Origin of the sequence: Lacrimispora sp. 38-1, assembly GCF_049890855.1 — a bacterium.
In the GTDB taxonomy this organism is placed as follows: Bacteria; Bacillota; Clostridia; order Lachnospirales; family Lachnospiraceae; genus Lacrimispora.
On the sequence record NZ_JBANEW010000063.1, the window covers coordinates 65,955 to 79,051 of the forward strand.

General features: G+C 42.5%; 12 protein-coding genes. 8 read left to right on the plus strand and 4 right to left on the minus strand.

Going from position 1 to position 13,097, the window contains the following annotated elements:
* The first annotated feature begins 2 nt into the window (after positions 1 to 2).
* The gene (locus V7D18_RS18280) at positions 3 to 791 is read left to right on the plus strand and encodes an EFR1 family ferrodoxin (protein ID WP_426156271.1); all 789 of its coding nucleotides are present in this window, start codon (positions 3 to 5) and stop codon (positions 789 to 791) included.
* A 15-nt stretch (positions 792 to 806) separates the two neighbouring features.
* On the opposite strand, the gene V7D18_RS18285 is transcribed toward V7D18_RS18280, so the two are convergent.
* Complete coding sequence (locus tag V7D18_RS18285) at positions 807 to 1,325, minus strand: HXXEE domain-containing protein (protein WP_426156272.1); 519 nt, start codon at positions 1,323 to 1,325, stop codon at positions 807 to 809.
* Positions 1,326 to 1,481: 156 nt separating this feature from the next.
* Here V7D18_RS18285 and V7D18_RS18290 point away from each other — a divergent pair, with 156 nt between their 5' ends.
* Complete coding sequence (locus V7D18_RS18290) at positions 1,482 to 2,051, plus strand: TetR/AcrR family transcriptional regulator (RefSeq protein WP_426156274.1); 570 nt, start codon at positions 1,482 to 1,484, stop codon at positions 2,049 to 2,051.
* A gap of 92 nt (positions 2,052 to 2,143) precedes the next feature.
* Here V7D18_RS18290 and V7D18_RS18295 read toward each other — a convergent pair whose 3' ends face one another.
* Both V7D18_RS18295 and V7D18_RS18300 read right to left on the minus strand, forming a co-directional pair.
* Positions 2,144 to 4,783, minus strand: coding sequence for a calcium-translocating P-type ATPase, PMCA-type (locus tag V7D18_RS18295; protein ID WP_426156276.1), 2,640 nt, complete (start codon positions 4,781 to 4,783; stop codon positions 2,144 to 2,146).
* 69 nt (positions 4,784 to 4,852) lie between these two features.
* Positions 4,853 to 6,637 carry a PrpR N-terminal domain-containing protein gene (locus V7D18_RS18300; RefSeq protein WP_426156277.1) on the minus strand — a complete coding sequence of 595 codons (1,785 nt, stop codon included), beginning with the start codon at positions 6,635 to 6,637 and terminating at the stop codon, positions 4,853 to 4,855.
* A gap of 270 nt (positions 6,638 to 6,907) precedes the next feature.
* Between V7D18_RS18300 and V7D18_RS18305 the strand changes: the two genes are divergently transcribed.
* Entirely contained in the window at positions 6,908 to 8,194 is a 1,287-nt protein-coding gene (locus tag V7D18_RS18305) for a four-carbon acid sugar kinase family protein (protein WP_426156279.1), read from the plus strand.
* A 106-nt stretch (positions 8,195 to 8,300) separates the two neighbouring features.
* Here the strand turns inward: V7D18_RS18305 and V7D18_RS18310 are convergent, their stop codons facing one another.
* A complete protein-coding gene (locus V7D18_RS18310) occupies positions 8,301 to 9,170 on the minus strand; it encodes a MurR/RpiR family transcriptional regulator (RefSeq protein WP_117416276.1) in 870 nt (289 codons plus the stop codon).
* A gap of 275 nt (positions 9,171 to 9,445) precedes the next feature.
* On the opposite strand from V7D18_RS18310, the gene V7D18_RS18315 reads away from it, so the two are divergent.
* Genes V7D18_RS18315 through V7D18_RS18335 form a run of 5 tightly spaced genes read left to right on the plus strand, consistent with a single transcriptional unit; the run spans position 9,446 to position 13,095 of the window.
* Positions 9,446 to 9,862 carry a PTS sugar transporter subunit IIA gene (locus tag V7D18_RS18315; RefSeq protein WP_426156282.1) on the plus strand — a complete coding sequence of 139 codons (417 nt, stop codon included), beginning with the start codon at positions 9,446 to 9,448 and terminating at the stop codon, positions 9,860 to 9,862.
* A gap of 1 nt (position 9,863) precedes the next feature.
* Complete coding sequence (locus V7D18_RS18320) at positions 9,864 to 10,355, plus strand: PTS system mannose/fructose/N-acetylgalactosamine-transporter subunit IIB (RefSeq protein WP_314462872.1); 492 nt, start codon at positions 9,864 to 9,866, stop codon at positions 10,353 to 10,355.
* A 12-nt stretch (positions 10,356 to 10,367) separates the two neighbouring features.
* A complete protein-coding gene (locus V7D18_RS18325; protein WP_314462871.1) occupies positions 10,368 to 11,117 on the plus strand; it encodes a PTS sugar transporter subunit IIC in 750 nt (249 codons plus the stop codon).
* Position 11,118: 1 nt separating this feature from the next.
* Positions 11,119 to 11,946 carry a PTS system mannose/fructose/sorbose family transporter subunit IID gene (locus tag V7D18_RS18330; protein WP_117416279.1) on the plus strand — a complete coding sequence of 276 codons (828 nt, stop codon included), beginning with the start codon at positions 11,119 to 11,121 and terminating at the stop codon, positions 11,944 to 11,946.
* A gap of 18 nt (positions 11,947 to 11,964) precedes the next feature.
* On the plus strand, positions 11,965 to 13,095 hold the full coding sequence (locus tag V7D18_RS18335; protein ID WP_426156284.1) for a DgaE family pyridoxal phosphate-dependent ammonia lyase: 1,131 nt from the start codon (positions 11,965 to 11,967) through the stop codon (positions 13,093 to 13,095).
* Positions 13,096 to 13,097: the final 2 nt, after the last annotated feature.

The following is a 13,097-nucleotide window of genomic DNA, read 5'->3' on the forward strand; positions in this document are numbered from 1 at the left end:
ATATGAAGACAGAAATTATTTATTTTTCTGCTACAGGTACAACAAAAGCAATTGTTACAGCAATTTCAAAAGGTTTAAAAGGTAAGGTTCATTTTACGGATATAACTCTGCCGGATAAACGAAAAGATATTATAACAGTTGACAGTGATTTAGTAATTATAGCAATTCCGGTTTACGGGGAAAGAATTCCTCATTTTTTATTTGATTATATAAATCGATTACAGGGGAATGGAACACCCCTTGCAGTGGTCTCAGTTTATGGAAATATGGGATTTGGAATCAGTCTGGAGCAATTCAAAAATTTTGCGGAGAGGAACAATTTCAGACTGATTGCTGCAGGAACATTTATTGGTCAGCATACTTATGCCTCCAAAGAGGCTCCTGTTGCATATGGCAGACCGGATGGTCAGGACATACAGCAGGCTGAGCTTTTTGCTGAGAGTATTCAGAAGAAGATAGATTCGGGTAATTTTACGTGTCCTGAAATACCGAAAAGTATGCTGCCTGGTTTTATAACAGAGTTTCCGGATTCGGGGACACGGTTTCTGGTCAGGCAGCCCCGGATATACGGGACTTCCTGCAATTCCTGCGGAGCCTGTGTGCAAAAATGTCCGGTGGGTGCCATTGATCCCGAAACCTTAAAGATCAGTGAAAATAAATGTCTTCGTTGTTATGCCTGCGTAAAAGTCTGCCCGAAAGCTGCCAGAACAGCCAGGCTGCGTCTGCCTTTTTTTAGAACCATATTTTTTCATGCTGGCAGGAAAAGAAAGGAAAATCATACATTTTTATAAATAGATGCATGCATTTTATTCCGATTCCCCTGCAATCCTTGCCAGCTGTTGTATGTTCTTGTGAAGTACTTTCATATTCACAAATGCAAAAACAAAGCCGGCTATAACCCAGAGTGTTATTTCAACTGCTGAATAATTTAAGACCCTCTGCGCAAGAATCAGGATATAGCAGCAGGGAAACAGTGTCAGCCATGCGGTAACTTCCCCAGGCACGTAATGCCGGTAAGACAGGGGCAGCAGAACAATATGGAATAGAATAAGGTGAATAATATTCGCTGCCAGCAGGCCGTACCATAAACCATAAAAGCCGGTGATATTTCCAAGCAGGGTAGCAAGAATCCATAAAATCAGTTCTTCCAACACCCCGACAGCCAGGCCTGCTGTGCTTTTGGAGTTGCCGAACGGTGTGATGGGAAGCGGGATAAACTGTTTAAATCCCTTTTTACACCACTGTTTTGCTGTAATAATCTCTTCCATATCATGTACAATAAATAATAAGGGGAATAACCAGGTAAACCATCTTAATTCATTCATAATTGAATCTCTCCTTTTTTGATTATTATTTTAATCAAATGGCAGAAAGTTTCAATCAACAGATTTTTATTCCTTATATACTTAAGCTACAAAACAATACATAGTGTTGCTTATTTATTATGAATGTATAAGAATAGTAATGGGAAAGGAATGCATATGAACCAGAATGATTTGCGTGTGAAAAAGACCAGAAAAAATATTGAGAATGCGTTTATCTCCTTGTTGAGAGAAAAGGATTTTCATAAAATAACGATTCAGGATATTCTTGACCGTGCTTTAATTAACCGTTCCACATTCTATAAGCACTATATGGACAAATATCAGCTGGCGGAAATACTCTGCGATGAAGTATTTGAATTTTTGAAGGCGGCTGTCAGAGAGCGGTTTGACTGCGACACAACGGAACATATCCTTATGGTACTTAAACCAATGTATCAGATTTTATCTGACAGAAAAGAAGAAATCCTGGCCCTTTTTACCATTCATACTGAATCCATTCATTTATATGAAGATATGTACGATTTCTTACAAAAAAGTTTTTATGAGAGACAGAAAATGACTAACAGAAAGTCATTGGAGTTATTGGATTATTTGTCAGATTTATATGCGGCTCTTGTATTGACCGCAATGAAATGGTGCCTGAAAAATGAGGGGTATGAGGAACTGACCAGACATACGCAGCTCTTTATGCATCTGAAAAAAGTATTTGATTACCCTGGAGAGTGAGAAAACAGATTGTCTGTTGATGTGGCAGAAATAATCGGGCGGCCGGATTCATCCGCTTACTGAAGGATACGGATGAATCCGGACGCCCGATATTATCTGCGTTTCATTAATTTTACGATTTCCATAATCGGTATAATTGAGACTGCAATCAGTACAGCGATGGCATATTCCATAAGTGAGATATGCTCGAACGAGAACGCATTTCTTAAAAATGGAATGTAAATAACAGAAGTTGTTAAAATGAAGGACATAAGCAGGGAGCTGTTTAAGAATCCATTCCTTGACTTCAAATGAAAAATGGAATTGTATCTGGAACGCATATTAAAAGAGTGAAACATCTCAAGCAGTGATAAGGTAAGAAAAGCCATTGTCATGCCGTCTGCACTTTTTGCAATTTCCCAGACTCCGCTTTCCACATAATGCCCCACAAAGTAGGCTGTCAGCGTCAGGAGTGCAATGACAAAGCCCTGAAGTGCGATTTCAATACCTACGCCATCAGAAAAGATGCTGTCTTTCGGGTTTCTTGGAGCGCGTTTCATAATATCAGCTTCTTCCGCTTCCATGCCCAGTCCGATAGCAGGGAAACAGTCTGTGATCAGATTGATCCATAGTAAATGGACTGGCTTTAAGATGGTAAAGCCCATTAGGCTGGCGACAAATACTGCAATCACTTCTGCCAGGTTAGAGGAGAGCAGGAACTGAATTGCTTTACGTATATTATCATAAATACGGCGCCCTTCGGCTACTGCTGCAACAATGGTGGCGAAATTGTCATCTGCCAGAACCATATCCGCAACATCCTTAGTAACATCAGTTCCTGTAATACCCATTCCAACACCGATATCGGCTTCCTTAATTGCAGGGGCATCGTTGACCCCGTCTCCGGTCATGGCTGTCACTTTAGAGAGCTTTTTCCATGTTTTCACAATACGGACTTTATGTTCAGGCTGTACTCTGGCATAGACGGATAAGTCCGTAATCTTTTTTTCCAGTTCCTCATCTGTTAATTTTTCCAGTTCCCCACCTGTAATAGCCATGCTTTCATTTTCAAGAATACCCAGTTCTTTTGCTATGGCTACGGCAGTGTCCTTATGATCTCCTGTAATCATAATCGGGCGGATACTGGCATTCTGACATTCCCTGATGGCTGCTTTTACTTCTGGACGAACGGGATCTATCATGCCGGAAAGTCCAAGATAGATCAGCTCATTTTCCAGAGTTTCTGGTGCGTAAGCAGGCGGGGCGTCTTCCCACTCCCGCATGGAAGCGCATAAAACACGAAGTGCCCGGTCGGCCATGGCTTTGTTGGACTGTATGATATCATGTCGGATATCATCTGTCATCTTTACGATGCTTCCATTCATGCATGCCTTGCTGCAGCGTTTTAATACCTCATCAGGGGCGCCCTTTGTAAACTGGATTATAGTGCCGTCCTTCTTTTTGTGTACAGTAGACATCATCTTTCTTACGGAATCAAACGGCGCTTCTCCGATACGCTCATAATCACTGGAGAGTACCGGCTTTGATAAGCTGTTTTTATATGCATCATTTACCAGGGCGCATTCTGTAGGTTCGCCTACCGCCTGATGGCTGTCAGGATCAAGAACTGCATCTGAACAGAGGGCCATCGCTGTCATAAGAAGAGATTCATCTGAAGTGGAATGTTCAACCACAGTCATCTTATTCTGTGTTAAAGTACCGGTTTTATCCGAACAGATAATCTGAGTGCAGCCTAAGGTTTCTACAGCTGTCAGTTTTCTGACAATTGCATGTTTGCGGGACATTTTTGTTACGCCGATGGAAAGAAGTATGGTTACTACTGCTGCCAGACCCTCTGGAATTGCGGCAACAGCCAATGAAACAGCAATCATGAAGGTATCAATCAGTTCTTCCAGATGAATGCCGTTTCCGGAAAAACCAATTCTTAAAATGTTTACAGCAAACATTAAGGCACAAATCCCCAGAACCATGATGGACAATACCTTAGAAAGCTGATTAAGCTTGATCTGAAGGGGAGTTTCTTCATCTTTGGCAGTATTGAGGGCATCCGCAATATGGCCGATCTCTGTTTCCATACCGGTGTAGCAGACGACGGCCTTTCCACGGCCATAAACGATAGTAGATCCGGTATAGATCATGTTTTTTCTGTCTGCCAGAGCAACTTCGCCATTTTTGGCATTGATCACATCACTGTGTTTGGAAACAGAGACAGATTCACCTGTCAGCGCCGCTTCTTCTGCTTTTAAGCTTGCACTCTCCAAAATCCGGGAATCGGCAGGGACTGAATCTCCTGCCTCCAGAACAATGATGTCGCCGGGAACAAGCTGCTCCGAGCGGATAATTTCAAGCTTGTCATTTCGGATTACCTTTGACGTCGCTGCCGTCATCTCCTGCAGGGAGGCAATGGCAGATTCGGCTTTGGATTCCTGATAGACTCCAAGAATTGCATTAATTACAACTACGAGGAGAATGATTACCGTATCGATCATGCCTTCGCCCTCATAGAAAGAGGTGACTCCGGAGACGACTGCAGCAGCAATCAGGACGATTGTCATAAAGTTGGAAAGTTCTTTTAAAAATTTTTTGAAGAGACTTGCTTTTTTTCCCTCTTTTAATTTGTTTAAACCATACTTCTCCTGGCGTTCTTCAACCTGGGATTCGGTAAGTCCCTGAGGAGATGTCTCAAGCTGGATTATAACTTCATTGGATTCCAATAAGTATTCTTTTTGCATTGTTTTTCTCCTATAGATTATTTGTATGTTGAATTTGATCAGTGATAGATAGTGTTTCCCTTTTTTTCTTTAATTATCAGAATTTATTAGTCTCCACAGGGTGGTTCTGCTGATTCCCAGGCTTTTGGCGGCTTTTGTATGGTTTCCGTTCTGTGTATCCAGTACAATAAGCGCGACCTCCCGGTTGATTTTATTTAAGGGCTGTGATAAGTTCAGCATATTCATGTAACCGCTGGCAGATGCGGAAGTGAGGGTCACTTCTTTGGTCAGAACCTCTTTTACGTCATTAATATCAATATATGGTCCCTGAGACAGGACAAAAAGGTTATTCATGACCCGGCTGAACTGCATATAGTTATAGGGCCAGTGGTAGCGCTGCAATTCTTCTATGGCATCTGATGAAAATCCCAGTACCTGCTTTTCATTTTCCATATTCAGCTGGTTTAAGTAGAGATTTGCAATGGGTTCGATCCGCGATACATCTGTTCTAAGAGTCGGTAGAGTAAATACAAATAATTTCAGCCGGTTAATGAATTCCATGGAGCCGGAATCTGTGATTCCGTGGGAATTGCAGATAAAGGATATAAGAAGCCGGTTTCTTTTGCAGGCATCGGTATCAGTGATATTGATCCAAAGCTGCCTTTGCCGTTCTTCGCTCAGCAAATTCATGTTCTTTATAAAAATCGTGCTTCCGCAGCTGCAGAGAGGAGAATTGTGATGGCTGGTTAAGTAGTCCCATACCTTGTCACTTAATAAGCTGCAGTCTATCTCGATGAACGGCTGATCCTTAACGGAGCTGCGCAGATAGATAGCCTTTGCGATCTGTTCTTTGCCCGTGCCTTCTTCGCCGGTTATGATGACCGGATATAAATCCTTATTGACCTGGTCAATGGTATTGTAGAATTGAGCGAAGAAATTAGTGACGCTGTATATGCTTTCGTAAAATTCTTTTTCCACATCTCTCTGGTTGCTGTACTGGATTCCGCTTTTGGCTCCGCCTGAGGGAGCTTTGTTTACGGTAATGTAAAATGCAACATATTCAATTCCTGCAGAAAGAAGACGCTGAGCCTGTACGGAGTAAATCAGGTTGTTTCTCCGGTATATTAAACTGCGCTTTTCATCTGGCGGTATGTTGTTTATTTCTAAATGAAGTGAATCGAGAATTGCAGTATCATTTTCTGTTATTGTTGAAAAGATCAGTTTCCCATCATTGTCAAAAACTACTGTCCTCATATCTCTCAGCTTAACCAGGCTTCTGAAAAAGTTGTTTTCATTTCTCAGCTGAGTGTAGTATCTGCAGTATTCAAGTGCAGTATTGAGGGCATCACGTATGCTTTCAACTCCTGAGGTGAGAAGAAACGCATCCATGCCAAGGGTTCTCGCCGTGGTATAGGTGATCATATCGCAGAGAATTGCCTCATAGCCAAGGCCTGCAATCTGCTTAAGAACCGGTAAGGCTTCCTCTGTTGAATTGATGGAAAAAACATCGATGGGATAAGGAAGGACCTCTTTTAGAAACTGGCTCTGTTCTGTGATGCTTGAAAAGCCTGCAATGGCGACTTTCTTCGTGTCTGCATTGGAAAGCTTTAAGGTGCGCAGAATATCGTATGCGGATGTATGGATTTCTATTACAGGCAGAGATATGGATTGCCGTAACAGCTTTGCTGTACCTCCGCGGGAAATAACTACATCATAATTTTCATAAAAATTACTCTGGGCAATTTCCACACCTTTTTTTAAGTCCCCCACCAGGATGGTTATATCGATGCTGGGATATTCCTCCGCAAGCTTCGACATGATAGATTTCATGCCTTCATATGGCGCTATTGCCAGTATTCGTATCTTATCAGACATGGTCGTCCTCCTTTTGTGAAAATGTTCTTATTTGAAACATTGTCGTTTGATATATTATAGCATAATTCGTATCATTTTTAAATATTTTAAAAAAAATGTATACAACCATCAGAAAAAAAGGAAAAAAATTTTTCTGCCTGTTTCATATATAAACCAAAACAGGCTTTGAGTTTATTCTCACAGATAAAATTGTATGGTATGATGTGTATATTAAATGAAGGTATCTGATTCAGAACCCAATACAAACAAAATGCTGGAAAAGGTAAACATATGATTAAATTATTAATAATTTCGGATGATTTTACAGGTGCACTGGATACAGGCGTTCAGCTTTCTTCTGGCGGTGCGGCGACCTATGTGACTCTGGAATCTGAATTTAATATATCCGATTTTGCTCCGGATATTGATGTTCTGGTAATAAATACGGAAACCCGTCATTTGAACCCGGAAGAAGCGTACAAGACGGTGTTTTCCATAACCGGGCGGGCGCTAAAAGCAGGAATTCCCTATGTATATAAAAAAACAGACTCTGTGCTGCGAGGCAATATTGGAGCGGAGATTGCTGCAGTAAGGGATGCCGCAGGTTATAAACAGATTCATTTTATTCCCGCATATCCTGAAATGGGACGGACAACAAAAAATGGAGTACATTATGCAGATGGCGTGCCAATAGCGGAAAGTATTTTTGGGAAAGATCCGTTTGAGCCGGTTCTTTATTCGGATATTCCCAGTATTATATCCTTACAGACAACAGTTCCAGCTCATGTGATTGGCCATTTGGAAGAAAATGCAGGGGAGGATATGGAGGGTATACTGATATACGATTCCGCAGCATCTGAGGATATGGAAAAGATTGCTGAAAGGCTTATGGCTGGGAAAAATTCCTGTCTGATGGCAGGCTGCGCGGGATTTGCGGCTCTGCTGCCCCAAATGCTTGGAATTGAAGGCAGGAGTCCTGGAATTCCTGTTTTACCGCCTCATATCTTCATCGCCTGTGCCAGTATTCACCCGGTATCACTTGCCCAGTGCAGCTATGCCAAAGCAAAAGGAGTACCCCAGCACTGTCTGTCCCCGGAAGAAAAGCTTAACCGTTCCTGGCCGGGTAGTGGGTATTTCAATGCTCTGGCTGAAGAGCTTTTGCATTCCTGTGAAGAGAATCCAGTTGTTATTTTAAATGCCAATGGTCCCGGTGAACCGGAAGCAACTTATGAATATGCAAGAAAAAATGGAATCTTACAGGAACAGCTGCGGACAGATGTTGTATCTGTTATGGGATACATGATTGAAGCTTTGCTAGACAGGGGACTGGAAGCCACTGTTTTTCTTATGGGGGGTGATCTCCTTTATCAGTTTGCAAAGCAGACAGGAATAAAAGCCATTTCTCCTGTCTGTGAATTAGAGCGGGGGGTGGTGCTTTCAGTAGCGCTTTATAAAGGAAGAAAGATAAACCTGATATCAAAATCAGGGGGATTTGGACAAGAATCGCTTTTTACAGATTTGTCAAGGGACTTAATCAGGGAACGTGAGGGAGCTGTAATTGATAAAGAACAGCAGTGAGACATCTGACCGCCGCTTTGGTTCCAGGCCAGGCTGAAGAGTCCGCAGTTTTACAGATACTTAAATTCTGTTAAACTGTGGGCTCTTTTTTTAATGCATTTACATACTAAAGAAGATCCATAAATTTTTGCAGTCCGTCTCTGGTGTCATCACTGTTTAATTTGGAATAGGATGCAGCTTTCTGGAAGAACTGGAATGACTTCACATCCTCAGACAGAAAATTATGGAACAACATATCAAAGAGAACCAGTATGAGGATTTCCCTTGTTATGGTGTTGCTGCTTAGAAGCAGATCTGTCTTTGGAATCAGCAGGATGATATTGGCATAGGGAGAGCAGAGGGACTTCTCGTAATTGGTAATAAGCAGGACACTGCTGCCATTTTTCTTAAAATCAGCCAGTATGGAAGCCAGCTGCCTGTGATTGCCGGAGAGAGATATGGTGATAAAGAGATCGGTCTCCTGAGAAAGACTCTGATATAACTTCAGTGTATCATAGTTGGTAAGTGCCTGAACAGTAAGGCCCAGAGTCATAAATTTGTGGGCAATAATTTCCGCTATGTTCTGATTGAAATTCAGTCCGATAATAAAGATCCGACGTGATTTTAACATCAGCTCTCTGGTATGGCTGATATCCGCAGGGTTGGTTAAGTGAAACAGGCTGTCTAAGAGCATTTTGTAGTCGTTGAGCAGGGCGGAGTAGTCGGAATGATTGACAGAGGAAGAACTTTTGTCAATTTCCTTCTGCATGGTGTATTTTAATTCATTCAGACCGGAGTACCCTACTTTTTGGGCAAAACGGATGATGCTTGCATCGGAAGTACCGATCTCCTTTGCAAGTTCCTGGGCACTGAGCTCAATGAATTTCATTGTGGATTTTTTAATGTATTGTACGATTTTCCAGTCCGTTTTGGTGAACTGATTGGACATGCCGTCAATACGGGCCATTAAAGTAAACAGTTCATAATTTTCTGTCATTTGAAATACAGCCTTCCTTTCAATCTTCCCGGAAAAGGGAAGCCGTGTTGTTATTTCTGTAGCAGTTATGTAGTGAATTTCAGATTAAGTATATCATATTTCTGATTTATAATTCAATATTCCTTGATTAAAAAAGTTATAATTACAAAAAAGTAGCAAAATACATAATTAAAACTGTGAAAATAATATAAATACAATATTGACATGAAAAATGTAGTATGCTACAATTCGAATTACAAAAGGAAATACAAAACTGTTAAATGAGGAGGTACGATATGGAGAAACCGCAGATTTTGCTCTTAACTCACGGAGGCTGGGGAAAGGCGCTGACGGAAAGTCTGAAAATGATTATGGGAAGCGTTGATTTTGTTCATGAAATCCCGCTTCTTCCGGAGGTTACGTTTGCAGAGTATTACGCCATGGTGGATGAATATGCAGCCGGAATGCCGGAAAAATCTCTGATTTTTACGGATGTATTTGGCGGAACAACCACCAATGCAGGGGCTAAGATCGGACGGGAGCGGAATATTAAGGTGGTTTCAGGGCTGAACGCTCCACTCATGATTGAAGCCTGTACCCAGATCCAGTACACCGGGGATTGCAACTTTGATGTGGTTTTGCAGCAGGGGCAGTCATCAGTCATTGATGTGATCAGTGAGGTCACAAAGTCAATGGGAAAGAAGGAGAGCTAAAATGGCGGAAATTGTATTATGCAGAATTGACAGCAGGCTGATTCATGGACAGGTTATGACCAAATGGGTGAATCAGTCAAAAGCCAATCGGATTGTTGTAGTAAGCGACAGTCTGGCTGCGGATGAATTTATGCTGGAGATCTACTTAATGTCTGCACCTGCAGGGGTTAAGGTAGAATGTTTAAGCAGGGCAGATGCAGTAAAGAATTGGAATGAAGACCAGTTTGGCAGCGGCCGGGTACTTTTACTGCTTCCGGATTTAGAAAGCATGAAGGAAGTATATGACGGAGGAATTAAGGTCACTGATATTCAGGTAGGAGGGCTGGGGGGAGCTCCTAACAGGAAAGTGGTGTTTCAGAATATCACTTTGGATGATGCAGATGTGGAAAAGTTGATTTCGTTACAGGAGGCAGGAGTTAAGATTATCTTCCAGACAATTCCGGAAGATGTACCGCAGGATTTTCACACCATTTTAAAAAAATACAATAACTAAGGAGAGTATGATATGAGTGTGTTGATGTTAGCTGTATGTATGGGGTTCTATTACTGGTTCTGCCGTTTGAGATTTGGGTATACCTTTTCTTCCATGCTTCTGCAGCCGGTTGTCATCGGTGTTTTTGTAGGGCTTCTGACGGGAAACATGCCGTTGGCCATGAAGATTGGTGCAGGACTTCAGCTGGTTTATTTAGGGGTTACATCCACTCCCGGCGGCAATGTACCCAGTGATCCTGCTCTTGCAGGATGTATTGCAATTCCTCTTGGAGTAATGTCCAACATGACTCCTGAGGTTGCCATTGCTCTGGCAATTCCATTTGGAGTAATTGGAGTATTTGTGGATCAGTTAAGAAGAAGTACCAATGCAGTCTGGGTTCATATGGCAGACCGCTATGCAGAAAAAGCGGATACAAAAGGGATTTTACGGGCAGCGTTTCTTTATCCGGCTATCGCAGGACTGGTTATCCGTTTTCCAATCGTATTTGCAATTGACTTTTTTGGTGTAACAGCAGTGGAGAAGCTGATCGCGGTTCTTCCTCAGTGGCTGATGCATTCCTTTGAAATCATGGGAGGAATTCTTCCAGCTCTCGGTTTTGCAATTACCTTATCCGTGATTGGAAAGAAGTCACTGATACCGTTCTTTATAACAGGATTTTTCGCAGTTATGTACTTAAAGCTTGATACAATGGCTGTAGCCATTTTTGCAACCTGCGTTGCATTGCTGTTAGGTTTATTCCAGTTAAAGGAGGAGGCGATTTAAGATGGGAGAGCAGACACAGGTGAAAAAACTGAATAAAAAAGATATTACCAAATCCATGTGGATTTATTACGCCGGAGCAGAACTTTCCAATTCCTATGAGCGTCTGCAGAGTCTTGTATTCTGTGCGTCCATGACGCCAGTTTTAAAGAAGCTGTATGATACAGACGAGGAACTGAGTGCAGCCTTAAAACGCCACCTGGTTTTCTTTAACACGGAAGGAATCTTCGGAGCAATCATTCAGGGAATTGCCATTTCCATGGAAGAACAGAAAGCCAATGGAGAGAATGTAACAGATGAGGCTATCACAGGAATTAAAACCGGACTGATGGGACCGATTGCAGGAATGGGAGATGCGATTGTATGGGCAGCCATCATGCCGATCATTATTTCTATCTTTCTTCCTTTTGCAAGCAGCGGTTCTGCACTGGGAGGCATTCTTCCTCTGATCCTGTATCCCGCCATTACCATTGCCATTGCTTACTGGCTGATTCATAATGGCTACACACTGGGGAAAAAGTCAGTGGTGTCACTGCTTCATGGCGGCAAGATGAAATCAATTATTTTCACTGCAAACGTCATTGGTCTTACGATGATGGGGGCATTATCCGCAAGCTACGTCACCATATCCACGCCGCTGAAGTTTGGTTTTTCCAGCGGAACGCAGATTGTGGTACAGGACATACTGAATACGGTAGCACCAGGTCTTCTTCCTCTGGCAGCCGTATTTATCATCTATTTTTATTTAAGAAAGAAAGGACCGTATTATAACAGAATTCTGCTTACAGTCGTGGCAGTATCTGTCATCACTTCTCTGCTTGGAATTCTTTAATGGTCTTAAGGAGTAATAATGGAAAACATATACAGTAAAAGCGGCCTGCAGGCCGTGATTAATGCTTCCGGAAGAATGACAAAGCTGGGTGTTTCCACCATATCGAAAGGTGTGGGGGAAACACTGGTGGAGGCAGCCGGCAACTATGTGGTAATAGACGATCTCTATGTCTATGCAGGCAGAAGAATTGGGGATCTTATTGGAACCGCTGATGCCTGTGTTACATCCAGCGCCTCCGCTGGAATTGCACTGGCAGTTGCCTCTTTAATCTGCGGAGGAAACCTACAGAAAGTAAAACACCTCTATGACCTTCTGCCTTCTGTTTCTAAAAGGGAAGTAATTCTCTTAAAAGGGCAGAACGTGGACTTTGGGGCTCCGGTTGCAGAGATGGTACAGATTGGGGGAGGAAAAATCGTTGAGGCCGGATATGCCAACGGGGCTTCTGTTGAAGATATTGAACAGGCAGTAACAAAGGATACGCTGGCAATACTTTTTGTGAAATCCCATCACTGTGTTCAGAAGGAGATGCCGGATGCCAGATCAGTCATTGAGCTGGCAGGACGTCTGGGGATTCCATGTATCGTGGATGCGGCAGCAGAAGAAGATTTAAAAATCTATGCAGCCATGGGCGCCGACTTTGTATGCTACAGCGGAGCAAAGGCCATAGAAGGGCCTACCAGCGGTTTTGCTGCCTGCAAGACGAGAGAACTGGCAGACAACATGAGACTTCAGTACAAAGGCATCGGCAGAGCCATGAAGGTAGGAAAAGAGTGTACCATGGGACTTGTAAAGGCAGTGGAGGAATATATTGCCGGGGAAAAGACAAGTCCTGTCTCCAAAGAAGAGCTGGAACGGTTTGCGGCCTGTGTAGGGGAGATACCAGGCTGCAAAACATCAATTATTAAGGATGAGGCAGGAAGAGAAATATTCCGCTGTAAAATTGATTTTAATCCCGAACTTTACGGGATGAATGCAAAAGATGTGGTAAGAGAGCTGCAGCGGGGAGATGTAGCAGTCTTTACCAGAGATTATCAGGCAAATATCGGTTCCATCGCAATTGATCCCAGGCCTTTAAACAGTGAGAAAGAACTGGAAATCATTGAACAGAGGCTTAAAGAGATTCACAAATCAGCAAATGGAGGGAAATAAGG